This window comes from Streptomyces kronopolitis (assembly GCF_014646275.1).
GTDB classification, from domain to species: Bacteria; Actinomycetota; Actinomycetes; order Streptomycetales; family Streptomycetaceae; genus Streptomyces; species Streptomyces kronopolitis.
Window position 1 is genome coordinate 53794 of record NZ_BMND01000002.1, and the last position, 17845, is coordinate 71638.

At 72.3% G+C, this 17845-nt stretch carries 14 protein-coding genes and 1 pseudogene; 6 read left to right on the plus strand and 9 right to left on the minus strand.

Features of this window, described 5'->3' with window-relative positions:
* Positions 1 to 127: 127 nt before the first annotated feature.
* From IEY78_RS02115 to IEY78_RS02130, 4 genes and pseudogenes are all read right to left on the minus strand, one after another.
* Positions 128 to 1351 carry a metallophosphoesterase gene (locus tag IEY78_RS02115; protein WP_189095785.1) on the minus strand — a complete coding sequence of 408 codons (1224 nt, stop codon included), beginning with the start codon at positions 1349 to 1351 and terminating at the stop codon, positions 128 to 130.
* Between the two features lie 174 nt (positions 1352 to 1525).
* Positions 1526 to 2035, minus strand: a complete 510-nt coding sequence (locus IEY78_RS02120; protein ID WP_189095786.1) for a DUF1990 domain-containing protein — start codon at positions 2033 to 2035, stop codon at positions 1526 to 1528.
* A gap of 124 nt (positions 2036 to 2159) precedes the next feature.
* Positions 2160 to 2929: pseudogene (locus tag IEY78_RS02125) on the minus strand (crotonase/enoyl-CoA hydratase family protein).
* Complete coding sequence (locus IEY78_RS02130; RefSeq protein WP_189095787.1) at positions 2929 to 4587, minus strand: acyl-CoA dehydrogenase family protein; 1659 nt, start codon at positions 4585 to 4587, stop codon at positions 2929 to 2931. The pseudogene IEY78_RS02125 and the gene IEY78_RS02130 overlap by 1 nt, the downstream one beginning before the upstream one ends.
* 113 nt (positions 4588 to 4700) lie before the next feature.
* On the opposite strand from IEY78_RS02130, the gene IEY78_RS02135 reads away from it, so the two are divergent.
* Positions 4701 to 5471, plus strand: a complete 771-nt coding sequence (locus tag IEY78_RS02135; protein WP_189095788.1) for a PaaX family transcriptional regulator C-terminal domain-containing protein — start codon at positions 4701 to 4703, stop codon at positions 5469 to 5471.
* A gap of 4 nt (positions 5472 to 5475) precedes the next feature.
* Here the strand turns inward: IEY78_RS02135 and IEY78_RS02140 are convergent, their stop codons facing one another.
* Both IEY78_RS02140 and IEY78_RS02145 read right to left on the minus strand, forming a co-directional pair.
* Positions 5476 to 6903: an amino acid permease gene (locus tag IEY78_RS02140; protein WP_373294044.1), complete on the minus strand. Its 1428-nt coding sequence runs from the start codon at positions 6901 to 6903 to the stop codon at positions 5476 to 5478.
* A 159-nt stretch (positions 6904 to 7062) separates the two neighbouring features.
* Complete coding sequence (locus IEY78_RS02145; RefSeq protein ID WP_189095789.1) at positions 7063 to 8265, minus strand: lactonase family protein; 1203 nt, start codon at positions 8263 to 8265, stop codon at positions 7063 to 7065.
* A 294-nt stretch (positions 8266 to 8559) separates the two neighbouring features.
* Between IEY78_RS02145 and IEY78_RS02150 the strand changes: the two genes are divergently transcribed.
* Positions 8560 to 9648, plus strand: a complete 1089-nt coding sequence (locus IEY78_RS02150; protein WP_189095790.1) for a tetratricopeptide repeat protein — start codon at positions 8560 to 8562, stop codon at positions 9646 to 9648.
* Here the strand turns inward: IEY78_RS02150 and IEY78_RS02155 are convergent.
* Positions 9542 to 10966 carry a lipase maturation factor family protein gene (locus tag IEY78_RS02155; protein WP_189095791.1) on the minus strand — a complete coding sequence of 475 codons (1425 nt, stop codon included), beginning with the start codon at positions 10964 to 10966 and terminating at the stop codon, positions 9542 to 9544. The genes IEY78_RS02150 and IEY78_RS02155 overlap by 107 nt on opposite strands.
* A gap of 424 nt (positions 10967 to 11390) precedes the next feature.
* Between IEY78_RS02155 and IEY78_RS02160 the strand changes: the two genes are divergently transcribed.
* On the plus strand, positions 11391 to 11561 hold the full coding sequence (locus tag IEY78_RS02160; RefSeq protein WP_159742382.1) for a hypothetical protein: 171 nt from the start codon (positions 11391 to 11393) through the stop codon (positions 11559 to 11561).
* A gap of 353 nt (positions 11562 to 11914) precedes the next feature.
* On the plus strand, positions 11915 to 13477 hold the full coding sequence (locus IEY78_RS02165) for an AMP-binding protein (protein ID WP_189095792.1): 1563 nt from the start codon (positions 11915 to 11917) through the stop codon (positions 13475 to 13477).
* A gap of 84 nt (positions 13478 to 13561) precedes the next feature.
* Here the strand turns inward: IEY78_RS02165 and IEY78_RS02170 are convergent, their stop codons facing one another.
* Complete coding sequence (locus tag IEY78_RS02170; RefSeq protein ID WP_189095793.1) at positions 13562 to 14404, minus strand: nitroreductase/quinone reductase family protein; 843 nt, start codon at positions 14402 to 14404, stop codon at positions 13562 to 13564.
* Between the two features lie 870 nt (positions 14405 to 15274).
* Here IEY78_RS02170 and IEY78_RS02175 point away from each other — a divergent pair.
* Positions 15275 to 15493 (plus strand): hypothetical protein, encoded by a 219-nt coding sequence (locus tag IEY78_RS02175; RefSeq protein WP_189095794.1) that lies wholly within the window; start codon positions 15275 to 15277, stop codon positions 15491 to 15493.
* Positions 15494 to 15572: 79 nt separating this feature from the next.
* Positions 15573 to 17246, plus strand: a complete 1674-nt coding sequence (locus IEY78_RS02180) for a DUF6895 family protein (RefSeq protein ID WP_189095795.1) — start codon at positions 15573 to 15575, stop codon at positions 17244 to 17246.
* A 51-nt stretch (positions 17247 to 17297) separates the two neighbouring features.
* On the opposite strand, the gene IEY78_RS02185 is transcribed toward IEY78_RS02180, so the two are convergent.
* Positions 17298 to 17759 carry a hypothetical protein gene (locus IEY78_RS02185; protein ID WP_189095796.1) on the minus strand — a complete coding sequence of 154 codons (462 nt, stop codon included), beginning with the start codon at positions 17757 to 17759 and terminating at the stop codon, positions 17298 to 17300.
* Between the last annotated feature and the right edge of the window lie 86 nt (positions 17760 to 17845).

Consider the following 17845-nt stretch of genomic DNA (forward strand, 5'->3'; position numbering starts at 1 on the left):
TCTCGTGCCCACGGTCGGGGGCCGTTGACCGGGGCCGGTGTCCACCGGAACGCGGCCATGCGAACACCCTAGGCGCGGGCCGGAAAACCCGCATTTCCGGCGCCGCGGCCCAGGAGTCGTGCCCCCGTCAGGCGTGCGCCCCCGCGGGAGCGGCCACCGGACGGGTCTGCCGCGCGCGGTGCGCCAGGGTGGCCTTCCGGGTCGCCACGTCCACCGTGTACGCCTCGATGGTCAGCCGCGCGCCGGACACCTTCAGCAGCATGAACCCGTGGTCGGAGAAGTTCTGCCAGGCCGCCGGATTCGTGAAGTGCGCCTTGCCGTCCTCCGTCTTGGCCGACGCCCCGCACACCACCTGCCGGGTGCCGCCCGTGCGGGCGGTCGGCTCCAGGATCTGGAGGGTGTGGTCGTGACCGGAGAGGATCAGGTCGGCCCGGCCGGCGACCACGTTGTCGTACATGTCCTTGAGGTGGACCCCGCTGGTGTAGTTCCCGATCTCGAACCCGTCGTAGGAACCGGCACTGCCGTGCTTGCCGTTGTTGAGGTACGGGTGATGGCCGATCACCACCTTCCAGCGGGCGCGCGAGGCCCGCAGCGCGCCGTCCAGCCAGCTGCGCTGCTCGCGCATGTACGGCCCGTCCCAGCGGTAGTGCGGGTCGAGCTGGGCGACGTAGGAGGACCACGGAATGGTGTCGATCGCGAAGAACTCCACCAGCGGATCGGCGGCCGGCAGCGGCACGCTGTAGTAGCGGCTCGGCATGTACCAGCGCCGCGACGTGGCGGCGTAGGCGACCTCGCGGTCACCGCGGGACGGGTCGCCGCCGCTGCCGGGGATCAGCCCCGAGCAGTCGTGGTTGCCCAGCACCATCAGCCACGGCACATCGATGCCGCTGTTGGGCTTCTCGAACTTGTCCTGGAATTCGGAGTCGTCGGCGGACTCCGGCCCGTTCTCGTAGATGTTGTCGCCCAGGCCCACCGCGAGACCCACCCGCTCGGCCCGGCAGACATCGCGGGCGGCGGCCGCCACCGCGTACTGCGCCTCGTCGCCGGTCCCCGCGTCCCCGGTGACCAGGATCGCGAACTCGCCCTTGCCGTTGGGGTGTTCGGGGAACGGGAAGGCCCCTGGGACTCCCGGTCGGGGAGCGGCGGAGGCGGACGGCTGCCCCGGTGACGGCAGCACCGCGAGTGCCGCGCCGGCCATCGCGCCGCCCAGCAGCGTCCGCCGGTTCACGAAGGACGGGGTGCGCCCCGTCGTGGGCATCGACGGCTCCCCGGTCGCCGTCGCCGAGCCGGTGCGCAGCCACTCCTGCTCGGTCATGTCCGCCTGCGGCGGAATCAGTTCGTCCTCACACATGTGTGGATTTCTTTCACGGTCGCCGGAGGTGATGGTGACGGATTGATGAAGGCGAAGTGGACGTATCGAAACGGGGAGCCCAGAATCTACGCGTCGGTAACAAAGCGTGCTCAGGGGACCGGCAGGGCGTAGCGAACGGCGCGTACGGCGGCGGAGCCACCCCGTGCGGCGCGTTCACCGAGGGGGCGTCAGACGGCGCAGGGTGCGGCCGAGATGGCGCACGTAGCGGCGCTGGAAGACGGGGAGCAGCGGGCCGGCGAGACGGGTGAGTGTCCCGGCGGGGCGGCTGAACGCGGTCACCGTGAACCACACCGAGCCATCGGCGCGCAGCTCGGCGAGGAACGCCTCCTCGCCGCACACGGGATGCCCCTCGCGGGTCCCGTAGCCGAAGCCGACGCGGTCCTCCTCATCCGCCGTCCACACCACCGTGCACGGCGCGCGCAGCCGCAGCGGGCCGATGCCCGGTGCGACCTCGACCCGCACGCCCGGCGCGGCGCGCGGCGCGTCGGCCCGGACGCCGGTGCCCGCCGCGCGGTGCATCCGGAAGGTGGTGATCGCCTCGCCCGCCGCCGCCAGCGCCGCCCGCCCCCGGCCGATCGGCAGCTCCTCGTGGAGGTGGCGGTAGCCGGGCGGCAGCGGGGTGCGCCGGGTGCCGCCCTGCTCGGGGTAGTTCAGCTCGCTCATGCGGTGCTCCTGGCAGCGGGGCGGGGACGGCGCGACCGTACGCGGCCGGCCGTCCGCGGGCAACGCGCCCCGCCCGCCGAGGGGCGGGCGGGCGTCCGCGACCGGCACCCGGCCGGGCGCCGCCTCACCCGTTCGGGTCCGCCGCCCCGTGCCGCCCCGCCCCCGCGGCAAAGCGCGCCGCGCCCTCCTGGGCCTCGGCCAGGACGGCCTGCCCGTGGGCGAGTTCCGCGGCCATCGCCGACTCCTCGTCCCGGCCCTCCTGGTCCAGCAGGGAGGCGCGGTCGCTGCGCAGGCACGCCTGCGGGAGGCGGGCGATCTCCGCCGCCAGCAGCTCCGCCTGCGCGCGCGCCGCACCGGCCGGCACCACGCGGTGGACCAGCCCGATGTCCAGCGCCTCCGCGGCCGGCACCGGCCGCCCCGTCAGCACCAGGTCCCGCGCCCGGCTCGCGCCGATCAGCCGCGGCAGCCGCACCGTGCCGCCGTCGATCAGCGGCACGCCCCAGCGCCGGCAGAAGACGCCGAGGACCGCGTCCTCCTCCGCCACCCGCAGATCGCACCACAGCGCCAGCTCCAGACCGCCGGCCACCGCGTGCCCGGCGATCGCCGCGATCACCGGCTTGCCGAGCCGCATCCGGGTCGGCCCCATCGGCCCGTCCCCGTCGGCCGCCACGCGGTTGCCGCGCTCTCGGTGCCGATCGCCTTGAGGTCCGCACCGGAGCAGAAGGTCCCGCCCTCGCCCCACAGGACGGCCACCCGCGCCGACTCGTCGGCGTCGAACTCCCGGAAGGTATCGGCGAGTTCGTGGGCCGTCGGGCCGTCGACCGCGTTGCGGGACGCCGGCCGGGAGAGCACCACTGTGGTCACCGGACCGGTGCGCTCCACCCGTACGGACATCAGGCCCCGTCCCCGCGCGCGGTCTCCGGCCGCACATGCTCCAGGACCGCCGTCAGGTCGGCGCCGGCCGGCAGCGTGCCGAAGGCGTTGCCCCACTCCCCGTCGAGCCGCGAGGCGCAGAACGCGTCGGCGAGCGCCGGGTGGCTGTAGCGCACCAGCAGTGAGCCCTGGAGCACCAGCGCCATCCGTTCCGCCAGCGACCGCGCCATCAGCTGCGCGCGCTCCGGGGCGGCCGCCGCGCCGAGCATCTTGCGGACGCCGGCCACCGCCGCGTCCAGCCGGCGATCCGCGCCCGCCGCGGTCTCCACCTCGGCGAGGAACGCCTCCAGGGCGGCCGGCTCCTTGCCCAGGGCCCGCAGCACGTCGAGCGCCGCGACATTCCCCGAGCCCTCCCAGATGGACAGCAGCGGCGCCTCCCGGTAGAGCCGCGGCATGCCGGAGTCCTCGACATAGCCGTTGCCGCCCAGGCACTCCAGCGCCTCCGCCGCGTGCGCGCTGCCCCGCTTGCACACCCAGTACTTGCCGGCCGCCAGCGCCAGCCGGCGCAGCGCCGCCTCCCCGGCGTCCCCGGCCTGCGAGCGGTCCACCGCCGTGGCCAGCCGCATCCCCAGCAGCGTCGCCGCCTCCGACTCGATCGCCAGATCCGCGAGCACCGCGCGCATCAGCGGCTGCCGGTCCAGCTCCCGCCCGAACGCCCGCCGGTGCGCGGTGTGGTGCAGCGCCTGCCGCAGCCCGGCCCGCATCCCGGCCGCCGAGCCCAGCACGCAGTCCAGCCGGGTCATGTTCACCATCTCGACGATGGTGCGCACCCCGCGGCCCGGCTCCCCGACCGGCCAGGCCACCGCCTGGTCGTACTCGATCTCGGAGGACGCGTTGGAGCGGTTGCCCAGCTTGTCCTTGAGCCGCATCAGCCGCATGCCGTTGAGCGTGCCGTCCGGCAGCACCCGCGGCAGCAGGAAGCAGCCAAGGCCCTCCTCGGTCTGCGCCAGCGCCAGGAAGACATCGCTCATCGGCGCGGAGGTGAACCACTTGTGGCCGGTGATGCGGTACGTGCCGTCGCCGGCCGGCACCGCGCGGGTGGTGTTGGCCCGCACATCGGAGCCGCCCTGCTTCTCCGTCATCGACATGCCCGCGATCAGGCCCGACTTGGTCAGCGGCGCCCGCAGCCCGAAGTCGTAGCTGCGCGCGGCGAGCAGCGGCTCGTACCGCGCGGCGAGGTCCGGGGCGGCGCGCAGCGCGGGGACCGCGGCGTACGTCATCGAGATCGGACAGCCGTGTCCCGCCTCGGCCTGCGACCAGACGTAGAACTTCGCGGCCCGCACCAGATGCGCGCCGGGGCGGTCGTCGGCCCAGGGCGCGGCGTGCAGCCCCCGCTCCACGGCCACCGTCATCAGCTGGTGCCAGGCCGGATGGAACTCGACCTCGTCGACGCGGTGGCCGAACCGGTCGTGGGTGCGCAGCCGGGGCGGATGCTCCTCCGCCCAGCGGGCCTGGTCCTGGACCGCCGCCGAACCGGCCAGCGCCCCCAGCTCGGCGACCTCCGGCACGCCCCACTCGGCACCGTCCCGGCGCAGCGCCTCCAGGAGGGCCGGCTCGTCCGCCGTACTGAACCCGGTCAGCGGCGGAGCCTGATTCACGACTTCATGGGTGACGGTCATACCCATGACGTTACAGAAGCCGAACAGCTGTGGGAAGGCTGTAAGGGGAGGGCTCGCCAGGCGCCGCGAGGCAGGCGGGACCTTGAAGACAGCCCCTAGAGTTTGGGGCACATATGAACGACGACACCGGCATCAGCGGCGACCCGGCGGGCGCCGCGCTCGCCCTGCGCCCGCTCACCGCCCGCTCCATCGTGCTCAGCACCCTGCTCGGGCATCACCCGCCCCAGCTGCCCGCCCGGGCCCTGGTGCGGGTCGGCGAACTCTTCGGCATCGCCGAGGGCACCGTGCGGGTCGCGCTCTCCCGGATGGTGGCCGCCGGTGACCTGCGGCAGAGCGACGGCGCGTACGCCCTGACCCCCCGGCTGCTGGACCGCCAGACCCGGCAGGACGAGAGCCGCACACCGAGCACCCGGCCCTGGCACGGGGACTGGGAGATCGCCCTGGTCACCACCCCGGAGCGCCGGCCGGCCGCCGAGCGCACCGCGCTGCGCCAGGCGATGGCGGCGCTGCGGCTGGCCGAGCTGCGCGAGGGCAGCTGGCTGCGCCCCGCCAACCTCGACCGGCCCCGCCCGGCCGTCGTCACCGCGCAGTGCACCTGGCTCACCGGCACCCCGGACGGCGACCCCGTCGCGCTCGCCGGCCGCCTGTGGGACCTGCCGGCCTGGGCAGGGCGGGCCCGCGACCTGAGCACAGCGCTGGGCCGCGCCACGAGCCCCGCCGACCGCTTCACCGTCGCGGCCGCCGCCCTCCGCCACCTCCTCGCCGACCCGCTGCTCCCCGCCGGACTGCTCCCCGAGGACTGGCCCGGCGCGCAACTCCGGCTGGACTACGCCGCGTTCGAGGAGGAGCTGGGCGCGCTGCTGCGGCAGTACGTGGGCGGATAGCGCGCTACCCGGCGGCCGGGCCCCTCCGGCGCCGCAGTTCGTAGCCCGCCAGCACCACGGCCACCGTCAGCAGACTCAGCCAGAACTGCGCCCGGCTGTCCGGCAGGAAGGCCATCGCCCCGATCACCACCGCCATCAGCGCGATGGTCAGCCGGCTCAGCCACGGGAACAGCCACATCCGCAGCGTCAGCCGGTCCGGCTCCGTGCGCTCCAGCTTCCGCCGCATCCGCACCTGCGCGACCGCGATCGCCAGATAGACGAACAGGGCGACGGCACCGTAGGAGTTGATCAGGAACGAGAAGACGACATCGGGCGAGATCCAGGCCGCGATCACCGACAGATAGCCGGCGGACGTGCCGGCCAGCAGCGCCCGGCGCGGGACCCCGCTCCGGCTGACCTTCGCGAAGCCGCGGGGCGCGTCCCCGTTGCGGGTGAGCGCGAACAGCATCCGGGAGGAGGTGTACAGCGCGGAGTTCAGGCAGGACAGCACGGCGATCAGCACCAGGGCGTTCATGACCGTCCCGGCCGCGGGGACGGCGAGCCGGTCCAGCACCGCCGCGTACGGACTGACCTCGACCGCCTTCGAGGTCCACGGCACCACCGCGACCACCAGGAAGACCGACAGCACGTAGAACGCCACCACGCGCAGCACGATCGAGCGGATCGCCTCCGCCACCGCCCGCTCCGGCTCGGCCGACTCGGCGGCCGCGATGGTCACGATCTCGGCGCCGGTGAAGAACCCGACGCAGGGCACGACCCCCGCCAGCACCGCGCCGGCCCCCGCGGGCGCGAACCCGCCGTGCGCCGTCAGCGTGCCCAGCCCGCCCGGTGCGCCCGGCCACAGCCCCAGCACGTACAGCGCCCCGAGGAAGAGGAACACCACGATCGCCAGGATCTTGACCGACGAGAACCAGTACTCGAACTCGCCGTAGGAGCGCGCCGAGACCATGTTGGTCGCGGTCAGCAGCCCCATCAGCACCAGGCTGACCGCCCACAACGGGGCGCCGGGAAGCCACAGTTGGACGATCCGGCCGCCGGCCACCGCCTCGACGGCGACCACGATGACGAAGAAGTACCAGTACAGCCAGCCGACCGTGAACCCGGCTCGCAGGCCCAGGGTCTCGCGGACATGGGCGTAGAAGGACCCCAGCGCCGGGCGGGCGACGGTCATCTCGGCCAGCATCCGCATGATCAGCACGGTGAGCACCCCGGCCGCCAGGAACGACAGCACGGCGGCCGGACCGGTGGCGCGGATGACCACCCCGCTGCCCACGAACAGCCCGGCCCCGATGACCCCGCCCAGCGCGATCAGCCGCATATGGCGCTGCCTGAGCCCCTGCCGCAGCCCGCCCGGCGCCGTCGGCGCCCCGGTCCCCGCGGCGCTCACGTCCCGTGTCGATTCCGTACTCGTGGAGGTCGTTCCCGTACTCATGGAGACCGACGTTAATCGGCCAACCATGCGGGGCCATTGCCGCAGTGTTTCAGCAGCCTGACACCGGCAGACGGGGGACGGCGAATGCGATACGGGGCACGGATTCCGGCGGCGGAGCCTCCCCGGCGGGACCTGGAACGGACCGCCGGCGCCCCGCCCTCACAGCGGCAGCACACACACCGGGACCGGCGCGGCGAACGGCGCTCCGGTGCCGCGCAGCGCCCCGGTCCGGGCGTCCACCGCGAACACCGTCACCGACCCCGACTTCTGGTTCGCCGCGAACAGCCACCGCTGATCCGGGGAGAAGGCGATCTGCCGCGGGAAGTCCCCGCCCACCGGCACGGTGTCCAGCAGCCGCAGCCGCGCACCGGCCGCCTCCACGGCGTAGCGGGTGAGGCTGTTGTGCCCGCGATTGGCGAGATAGGCGAAGCGGCCGTCCCGGGTGACCAGGATCTGCGCCGGGAAGCTGGTGCCCGGACCGGTCCCCGTCGACTGCGGCGTACCGGGCACCAACCGCCCCGTCCCCCGGTGGTAGCGGCAGACCACCACCGTGTTGTCGACCTCATTCGCCAGGTAGGCGAAGGCCCCCGAGGGGTGGAAGGTCAGATGCCGGGGGCCGGCGCCGGGCCGCAGCGCCGCGGTCGACACGGGGATCAGCCGGCCGGCCGGCTCGTCCAGCCGGTAGGTGTAGACGGTGTCGTTGCCGAGGTCGACGGCCAGCACGAACCGGCCGTCCGGGCTGCTGAGGATCTGGTGGGCGTGCGGCCCGTCCTGGCCGGGACCGGGCGGTGGGCTGGAGTGGGTGACCAGGTCCGTACGCGCGCCCAGCGCCCCCGTGGCCGGATCGATCGGATGCACCGCCACGCTGCCGGAGAGGTAGTTCGCGCTCAGCAGCAGGCGCCCGCCGGGATGCACCGACAGATGGCAGGGTCCGGCGCCGCCCGTCGGCCGGGACCCCAGCACCACGGGCGGCCCGTCCGGCCGCAGCGCCATGGCCGTCACCGCGCCCTGCTCCTGCTCGTCGACCGCGTAGAGGGTCCGACCGGAGGGCGCCACGGCGAGATAGGAGGGGTCGGCGACGCCCGCCACGACCCCGGTGGTGGTGATCCGCCCGGTCGCGATGTCGTACGTACCGACCCCGACGCCGGTCCCGCCGCCGGGCTGGGCGGTGTACGTCCCCAGGAAGAGCGGCCGGGTGCCGGGGTACGGGTCGCCGGGGCGGCGGGTGGCGGGGGCGGTCCGCGCGGCCTCCCGTGTCGGCAGGCCCGCCCCCGTCCCGGCGGTCGCGGTCAGCCCGGCCGCGACGCCGAGGAATCGTCGGCGGGCGATCCCTGACCCCGTTCCCCTACGTGCTGCGCTCATGCCACACCTCGGTGGTCGGCGGTGCCGACACGTGGTCGGCCGGTCGTGGAAAGCCTGGCCCGTACGGCCCGCGCGGGCAAGCAGGGCGGAGCGCGGAGCCCGGTCGGCCACCCGCCATGACGGCCGTGTCGGCCGGTTGACCCTGACGTACCCCTACATCCCCAAGATGACCACAAGCCCCACACGTAGCACTCGAGTCGTACAGCACAACACATACGCGGACTGATTCGCCGGGCGGATTCCGCTCATAGGTTTGTGATCAAGGTACGGAGCTGATCGGGAGGCCACGGATATATGTACGGCAAGGCATTCGCCCCGGAATACCAGGGCGAGTTGGGCTCGGCGCTGGGTGTGAACTCCTCCTACGAGGAGGTGTTGGCCACGGCGAGTCGCGCACACGCCGAGGCGGACAGCGCACTGGAGCGGGCCCGGGCCGCGCTCGCGGTCGCCGAGGCCAACCGGCGGCTCGGCCGGGTGACGGAGGCGGGCGACGCCTGGCGCGAGAGCTACCGCAGCGCCCGCGCCGCCGACGACGCCGGCGCCCGGGCCTGGGCGCTGTGGAGCGGCGGCACCCTGGCCCGGCAGTGCGGATCCCTGCCGCTCGCCCGCCGGCTGCTCGCCCACGCCGTCACCCTCGCCGAGGCCGGCGGCGACCGCCTCGCCCACGGCTACGCGCTCGCCGGCCTGGCCGAAACCGGCCGTATCCAGGGCGACTACGCCGCCGTCGCCGCACTCCACGAGGAGCTGCTGGCCCAGGCCCAGAAGCACGGCGAGGCCCGGCACACGGTCTGGGCGATGTCGGGCATCGCCCAGATGCACCGCAACACCGGCGGATACGCCAAGGCCCTGGAGCTCTTCGAGGAGTCCGCCCGCATAGCCGCCGACGCCGAGGACCACCGCGGGCGCGCCTGGTCGCTGCGCGGCGTCGCCGACGTCCTGTCCGTACAGGGCGAGACGGAGCGGGCGCTGACGCTGCTGTCCGAGGCGGAGGCGATCTGCCGCACCATGGACCTGGCGAGCGCGCTGGCCTACAACCACAAGATGCGCGGCAACGTCCTCTACCGCGCGGGGCGCTACGAGTCCGCGCGCGAGACCTACACGCTCGCGCTGCGGGAGTTCCGCGCGATGCAGGAGCCGCGCGGGGTGGCCCTCTCCCGGCTCGGACTGGCCAAGTCCCGCGCCCGCCTGGGTCGCGACCGGGACGAGACGCTGGCCGAACTCTCCGTACTGGAAGGCGACTTCCGGCGCATAGGGCTGCATCACGCCCGCGACATGGTCATCGCCTTCCGTGCAGAGCTGACCGCCCGACCGGAGCAAGGAACTCCCGCTCCTCGGTCCGGTGCCACCACGCTCCGGTCTCCCGCAGTTCCCGCCACGTCGTGAAGCGGTAGCGGAAGACCCGGGCCCTGATCCGGGCCGGCGGCACCTCGGGGAACGGATTGCCGCGCAGCAGCCGCAGGGTGTCCCGGTCGTTCTCCAGCAGCCGCGCCACGAACGGCACGAACCACTCCCGCGCATAGGCGGGCGACAGCGCGGCGAACCACATCAGCCAGTCCAGGCGCAGGTGATACGGCGCGAACTGGCGGGGCAGCCGCCGCACCGCGCCCGGCTTCCCGTGGAACTCGTACGCCAGCCAGACCGTCTCCGGCCCGGTCACCGCGTCCGCCGTCCCCTCCACTACGATCTCCCGGCGCACCCGGGTGATCGAGCCGAAGGCCCCGTACGAATTGACCAGGTGCAGCGACTCGTAGGAGGTGTTCATCATCTGCCGCCGGGTCAGCAGATTGCGCGCGGGCCGGTAGCTGAGCGCCAGCACACCGGCGGTGGCGAGCAGCACCAGCACCTCGAACCACACCGGAGGCGCACCGGACGGTGCGGACGGCCCGTCCCACAGCGGGGCGGCTGCCGACATCGCGAGGGCGATGGTCACCCAGTTCAGCCAGGCGAAGTTCCCGGACAGCACCAGCCACAGCTGGGTGACGACCATCGCGACGGCGGCCCACCCGGCGATCGGCTGCGGAGTGAACAGCAGGACGGGGACGGCGAGTTGCGCGACGTGGTTGGCTGCCGTCTCGACCCGGTGCAGGGGCCGCGGCAGATGGTGGAAGAACCAGCTCAGCGGGCCGGGCATCGGCTGGGTCTCGTGGTGGTAGTACAGACAGGTCAGATCCCGCCAGCAGCGGTCGCCGCGCATCTTGATCAGCCCGGCCCCGAACTCCACCCGGAACAGCACCCACCGCAGCAGCCACATCACCGGCACCGGGGGAGCGGTATCGGCATTGCCGAGGAACACCGCCAGCGAGCCGGCCTCCAGCAGCAGCGATTCCCAGCCGAAGCCGTACCAGGTCTGCCCGACGTTCACGATGGACAGATAGAGCACCCACAGCGCGGCCCACATCAGCATGGCCGCCCACAGCGGGACGGCGTCCGCGGCCCCCGCCGCCACGGCCGCGGACAGCAGGACGCCGCCCCACGACCAGAGGGCGAAGAAGCGGTCCGAGTAGTGCCGGTGGAAGACCGAGGGCGCGGCACGGAACGGCACCCGCGCCACGAACGCGGGCACCGGCAGCATGCCGCGCGCCCCGATGAGCGCACGGAACTGGCGCACCGCCGCGAGGAACGCGACCAGATAGAGAACGGCCAGCATGCGCTGGAAGACGAGCCGCCCGAGCCAGTAACCGGAATCCGAGAACCAAGCCACCCGCCCATGGGTAGCACCGCGGCCGCGCGCTCTGCGGCATGGCGCGCGGCCTCGACGGCGGGATCCCCGCTCACTCTTCAGCGTAGGGAGCGGGGCGAATGCAGCAACCGGGGGGCCGTTGGGGTGGCCGCGGGCGGGGGAGAAGGGGGCCGTTCGGGTGAGTGATGTACATCACACAATCACCCGGATTTCCCACCACTCAAGGGGGACGGAATACGCGCCTTACCGTCCCATTACCCTCGCCCGGCAAAACGTCGAGCGCGGCGCGTGCGGCCTAGTTACTCTGAGGGACGACGGACGACCTTTCTGGGAGACGCCAACACCATTGGCCCGTCGCGGGAACGCCACAAACCTTGGCTGACCTCCCGGTTTGTGAAACACGGCGCCACCGCGTCAGACCGATACCTCGATGAAGGAGTGCGTGGTGGCTTTGCACAAGGCTCAACACAAGCAGCCCCGCTTGAAGCAGGGCGAGCGGCCAGGCCGGATCAAGGAAGTCCGCAATCTGGAAGTCTGGGACCGCTGTGCCCCGGTGCGCCTGGCCGGCTGCGAGGACGACCCCGCCGAGCCCAATATTTTCCGCGGCATCGACTGATCAGCTGACCCCTGCGCCGGTCCTGCCCCCGGGTCCCTTTCCCCGGGGAGCGGGGCCGGCGCCCGAGTGGGCACGACGGCGTCGCGGCACGAGCGGCTGGTGCGGGCGGGTCTGTCGGGGCTGCTGGGTCTGGCGGTGGCGGGCAGCACGGAATCCGGGCGATGCCCACGAGGCGATTCCGGACGGGCCGAGACCGGATGCGTCGAGATCGGACGGGTCGAGACCGGCGGGACCGGCCGCGGGAGAGCTGACCGGAAGTCGGCGTTTGGTCCGCCGGCCCGCCCTGGTCACCCTGGCGGACAGCGGGACGTGACGGTTCAATGAGCGGCCGGGTCGCACTCATTGGAGGCACCATGGAAGCCGTCGTCCCGTCCGCCGCCGGCGTCCCGGCCATCCGCTGCGCGGGCCATGAGCGCGACTATCGGGCCTTCCTCGACCGTGCGGCGCGGATCGCCACCGGCCTGCGGGACGCGGGCGTGGCACCCGGCGACCGGATCGCCGTCGTGATGCGCAACGAGCCCGCCCATCTGGAGATCACCGCCGCGGCCGCCCTGGCCGGCGTCTCCGCCGTGCCGGTGAACTGGCACTTCCGGCAGGACGAACTGCGGCATGTGCTCACCGACAGCGGCAGCAAGGCCGTCTTCGCGCACACCGATCTGCTGGCCGGGGTGAGCGCGGTGCTCCCCGACGGCGTACGGATCATCGAGGCCGCCGTCCCGGCCGGCGTCGCGGACGCCTGCGGCTTCGAGGCACCCGCCCCCACCGGCGACCATCCGTTGCTGGACCACTGGTTGGCCGGTCACCCACCGCTCGACCGGCCCGCCGCCGAGCACCCGCCCACCGTCATCTACAGCTCCGGAACCACCGGGCGCCCCAAAGGGGTGCTGCGCGAACCGGTCGCCCAGGACAGGCTCGACGAAGCGGTGCAGCGGTTCCTGGAGTACTTCGCGGTCGCTCCCGGCGGCCGCACCCTCATTCCCGCCCCGCTCTACCACGCCTCGCCCAGCCAGCACGCGGTCCTCGCCCTCGCCGCGGGGCTGGACATCACGCTGATGCCGCGGTTCGACGCCGAGGAGTTCCTGCGGCTGATCGCCCATCACCGCATCGAGCAGGTGCAGGTCGTCCCCACGATGTTCGTCCGGCTGCTGCGGCTGCCCAAGGAGGTCCGCGAGCGCCACGACCTCTCCTCGCTCACCTCGGTCGTGCACGCCGCGGCGCCCTGCCCGCCGCACGTCAAACACGCCATGATCGACTGGCTGGGTCCGGTGCTACGGGAGTACTACGGCGGCAGTGAGACCGGCGCCGTGACCTGGTGCGACAGCACGGAGTGGCTGGATCACCCCGGCACCGTCGGACGGGCCACCGGCACCTGCGCGGTCGCGGTCCTCGGCCCCGGCGGAAAACCGCTGCCGGCCGGCGACACCGGCGACATCTACCTCAAGCCCGGCGACGACTGGCCCCGGTTCACCTACCTCGGCGACCCGGACCGGCGCGCCGCCATGGAAGCGCCGGGCCTGCCCGGCTACGTCACCATCGGGGACGTCGGCCATCTCGACGAGGACGGCTACCTCTACCTCAGCGACCGCCGCAACGACATGGTCATCTCCGGTGGCGTCAACATCTACCCCGCCGAGATCGAGGGCTGCCTGCTGGCGCTCGACGGGATCAGCGACGCGGCGGTCTTCGGCATCCCCGACGAGGAGTTCGGCGAGACCCTCGCCGCGCATCTGCAGACCGAACCCGGTGTGGTGCTCAGTGCCGAAGAGGTGCGTGCCCATGTCGCCGGGCGGCTCGCCGGGTACAAGGTGCCCCGGGCGGTGGTCTTCGAGGAGCTGCTGCCACGCGACGAGTCGGGCAAGCTCTTCAAACGCCAGCTACGGGACCCGTACTGGGCGGGTCACGAGGGCGTGATCTGACCGCGGTGACCGGCCCGGGGTGACCCGCCCGTCGTGACCGCCCATCGTGACCTGCCCGGTGTTACTTCGCTGACGGGGCCGGTCTCAGCAGGCCGATCCGTCGAGGACCGGTATCAACTGCTCCTCCTCGTAGTCCAGATGCCTTTCCACCTCCCTGGTCAACCGCTCGACCTCGGCGAGCACCCGTGCCCGATCCGCGTCCTGCGCGGAAATGACCTGTTGCAATTCGCCGAGGAGGACGGCGAGTTTTTCGTGTTCCTGGCGCATCCGCTCCAGGGCCGGGGCGAGTTCGGGATGGCCCCGATCGAGCATCGGAAACATTCCGGCGCCCTCACCGGTGTGGTGGTTGCGCAGCCCCTGGCAGAGCGTCAGGCAATTGATCCGGAGCTGAGCACCGAGGCCGGGTCCCGAAGCGGCGATTTCCGCGCGGACCAGGGCGAGTTCCCGCCGGAATCCGTCGTGTACGGCCTTGAGTGCGGCGCCCACCGAGGCAGCGGCGATATTCGGCGGACCCGCGGGAATTTCCCGGAGGGCGATAACGGGGAGCAACCGCTCGGTCCGGTCCTGGTATGCCGACCATCCGGGATCCGCCTCGGCCGCGCGGGCGAAGGCGCGGTCGCGTTCGGCACCCTCCAGGACGAGGGCCTCCGCTTCGTACGTGAAGACGCCGGTCTCGACCGTGACGCGCGGGTGGGCCACCAGGTTGTGGAACCACGCCGGATGCCTCGGCGCCCCGGCGGCCGAGGCGATGACCAGGACCCGTCCGCCGCCGTCGGGAAGGTAGCCGAGCGGGGTCGTGTGCGGCGCCCCGGACCGGGCCCCGGTGGTCGTCAACAGCAACAGCCGGCCGCCCTCGAAGGGGCCACCGACCCGCCCGCCATGGGCACGGAATTCCTCGATGATCCGTCGGTTGAAATCGTTCGGCATGGAGGGAGTTTTCTCCTGTAGTGGTGAGCGCGGACGAATCCGCGGAGGTGTGCGCTTGGAGTGCGGGCAGGCTGGACCGACAGGGCATATCGCCCGCGAAAAGGCATGGCGCAGCGCACGGCGAACGGGCCATGAAATGGCGGCAGATGGCCGTGGGCGTGGGGATGGGAGGCGGGAATGGAGGAAGAGGAAAGGGGGGACGAGGCGGAAGCGGTACTCACGCAAGGTGCGCAGGCTTGCGAAAAGTGCGGCCCGTGGTTGGTTGCCCGTGGCCCGTATCGCCACACCCGACATTCCGCAGGCGAACGGCTTCGCCCACAGACGAACTTCGTTCACGGATGCAGCTGAAAAGCGCGGAACGCGCGAATTGTGGAGGAGGAGGGGAGGGGCGGGCCTCTGATCGCCCGCCTCGCGGTCACGTGGTGACCGGGAACCTCACTCGCTCATGGCACATGGCCGACCCGGTAGTCACGCCGTCAGGGTAATGCCGTAGGGGTGAGCGGGCAACGCCGGAGGGGTACGGAGGTTCGGTTCCGCTCGGTCCGTTCCCGCTGTGAACCGGTCCGGCGCGAGGCAGTCGACCCGACGACCCGGTTCGGTCCGCTCCCGTCCCCAACCCCTGCGTGTGGAGGGTCTCATGGGGCCCCGACGGTCCATCTCGACCCCAGCCCGGCGGAGTCAAGCCGCGCCCTTCTCTCCCGAACCCACTGGCGATTAACCACCCCTCGGGGTGGTTTGGCGCGTTCGGCAGCGGCTCCGAACAGGTCCGATGGCTGGGCCCACGCTTCGACAGAGAGTGCATGCGGTGACCACTCAGTCATTCGTCGTGATACTCGCAATGTCCCTCCGAACCACTCAAAAGGAGCACTCATGTCCTGTCCCCCTCCTTCCGTCGATGCCAGGAAGGCACTCGACTTCCTGAGAACCAGCGGGCTCGTCGACCTCAACGTCCCGTTGGCGCGGGTCGTCGACCAGGTCAGCCAACTCGATGAGGTGGCCGGCTATGTACTCGCCTGGGAGCGCTACGTGCTGGTGGTCGCCAACCACGTAGCGGAGTCCGACGACACCACCACCGCCGCCGGTAACTGAGGCATCGACAGCACCGACCGCCGGGAGGCATTCGATGGATACGACGCAGCCCGGTGACGGATCGGCACAGAGGCGCGCGGTGGAGTCACTGGCAGTCGCCTGGCTCGCTGCGCGCCGCGATCGGATCGACCCGGCCCAAGCAGCCCCGGACCGGGTGCTGTTCGCCCGCAAGGCCCTCCTCGAAACCGCCTTCCTCGTGGGGCTGCGGGCGCGTCTCGACCCGGCACCACTGGACGGTGACTATGCGGCCCTCCTGGACACGATCCAGGACGTCGCGGCCCGACCCTCCTACCGCGAGCTGATCGCCCGTGACGAGGCCGCCCTCCTGCTGTACGCGGGCACCTATGCGGCACTGCGGCTCTGCGGGCGGGAGGATCCGGAGTTCCGGACCCTCATCCAGCAGTCGGTGTCGGGCGGTTACGCGGCCGCCTTCGAACGGATTCCCTACCGGCAGCTCGATCTGCTGCACACCCTGGAGCTGTGCGGTATCGCGCACCCCCTGCCATCGATGGCCGAGGTGCTGCCCTTCACTCTGCTTCACAACAGCCCCAACGTCCTCAAGCTCGCCGACCGCGACATCTACGCACTGACCCACACGATCTTCTACGCCACGGACTTCGGTCTGCGCCGGCCGAGCGGACGGGGCAGCTTCGACCGGGGCGCCGCGGTGGAGCTGCTGGAGGCGCTTCTCGTCCTCACCCGCGGGCAGGGCAACGCCGACCTGGTGGGGGAGTTGCTGTGCTGTCTGCTGTGCCTGGGGGTGCGGGATTCCGAAGAGGCCCACACGGCATGGGAGTTCCTGCTGTCGGTCCAGGAGGACGACGGGCGGGTGAACGGCCCCCCGGGTGTGGTGCACCCCGGGCTCACCGACGGCGACGAGGACTACGGGCACTGGGCCACCGGCTACCACACCACCATCGTCGCCGCGTTGGCCGCGCTGCTGGACCGCAGCCCCCGGGTGCTGCGGGAGGCCCGACCCGCCGACCCGGCGTCCCGTCAGGTCGTGACGCGACCCCTACGGCGGGCCGTGGAATGGCTGGCCGCCACGGTCCGACGCCACGACCCGGCCAGGTGGCTGCCGGCCGCCGCGGCCGCCGCGCACGCGGCCGATGCCCTGGGCGAGCCCGACCTCACCCGTCCGCTGCTCCTCGACTACTCCGCACGTCTCGCGGAGGCGGACGCCGCCGTGTGGCAGGGGCACGGGATGGAAGTCGTCGGCACCTTCGCGTCCGGGCTGCGCGCGCACGGCATCACCTGTGGCTCGCTCGACGCGTTCCTGACGTCCACCGCGGCCGCCGTCGACCTCCTGGACACCGTCCCGGCCCAAGCGGCGCCCAGCGTCCGGCGCCTGGCCGACCTCGGGCTGCTGTCCCCCCGACGCGCCACCGCGCTGACCGGCGGCGCAACCACGGCGCCCCCCGCGACCCCGGAGGCGGCCACCGGAGACCTACCAGGAGCCTGGAAGCACTACCACCTGGGAAAGATCGCCGGCATCGTCCGCGACCTGGCCCGTGAGGGAAAGGCGGAGCACCGCCTCACCCGGGACGCGGTGGCATTCCTGCTCGCCCAGCAGAGCCCGTGCGGCGCCTTCGGCCGTCCGGCCTGCGACGACCCCGAGGAACGGGAACGGGCGATGCTGTCCTGGACACAGAGCACCGTCACCGCCCTGGCCACCGTGCACACCGCCGGGGCCCCGACCCCGACCACTGCCGACACGACCGCACCGACCGAAGCCGGGTCGCGCATGTCGTGACCGGCTCGCCGCCAGAGGCGTAACCACGGCGGCGCGGAGCGGCGTCGCATCCTATGAGGACACGGTGACGTCGGTGATCTCGGCTGTCACCTTTGTCGAACGGTCAGCGGTGGAAATGGAGACCGGGTCATAGGTGACCTGATCTCCGTCGGACAGCTCCAGAGTCTGGATGACGGGTCCACTCTCATCGCCGTGGATCTCGTACGTGATGGAGATGGTCTTCTCCGGGTCCAGCGACGTTGCGCTGATGTACGACAGGTGCGGATCTACTGTGATGTTGCACCCGGCACTGCCGAAGCATTGCTTCTTCGTGGTTTTCATGGACAGTGCGAAGTCCGTGGATGTGGGGCTGTCGTTATAGGTCTCCTCAGTCTCTTCGCTCGCCTCGGTCGGGTCCTCGGAGGGCGCCGCAGGCGCCGACTTGGCCGACGTTGGCTTGGGGCTCGCGGCCTCCTTGTCGGAGCCGGAGACGAGTATCGCGGTGATTGCGGAGGAGATCGCCGCGATGATCACGGTTCCTACGATCGCTACGATCACGGGACGCCTGCGCGTGGATGTGGGCGGATACGGCGGGACTGGCGGTATCTCGGCGGTCGCTT

Coding starts and splice junctions, on each gene's coding strand:
- IEY78_RS02150 (WP_189095790.1), top strand. CDS start 8,560: ATGTACGGCAAGGCATTCGCCCCGGAATACCAGGGCGAGTTGGGCTCG.
- IEY78_RS02175 (WP_189095794.1), top strand. CDS start 15,275: ATGTCCTGTCCCCCTCCTTCCGTCGATGCCAGGAAGGCACTCGACTTC.
- IEY78_RS02170 (WP_189095793.1), bottom strand. CDS start 14,404: ATGCCGAACGATTTCAACCGACGGATCATCGAGGAATTCCGTGCCCAT.
- IEY78_RS02115 (WP_189095785.1), bottom strand. CDS start 1,351: ATGTGTGAGGACGAACTGATTCCGCCGCAGGCGGACATGACCGAGCAG.
- IEY78_RS02135 (WP_189095788.1), top strand. CDS start 4,701: ATGAACGACGACACCGGCATCAGCGGCGACCCGGCGGGCGCCGCGCTC.
- IEY78_RS02165 (WP_189095792.1), top strand. CDS start 11,915: ATGGAAGCCGTCGTCCCGTCCGCCGCCGGCGTCCCGGCCATCCGCTGC.
- IEY78_RS02120 (WP_189095786.1), bottom strand. CDS start 2,035: ATGAGCGAGCTGAACTACCCCGAGCAGGGCGGCACCCGGCGCACCCCG.
- IEY78_RS02130 (WP_189095787.1), bottom strand. CDS start 4,587: ATGACCGTCACCCATGAAGTCGTGAATCAGGCTCCGCCGCTGACCGGG.
- IEY78_RS02140 (WP_373294044.1), bottom strand. CDS start 6,903: ATGAGTACGGGAACGACCTCCACGAGTACGGAATCGACACGGGACGTG.
- IEY78_RS02145 (WP_189095789.1), bottom strand. CDS start 8,265: ATGAGCGCAGCACGTAGGGGAACGGGGTCAGGGATCGCCCGCCGACGA.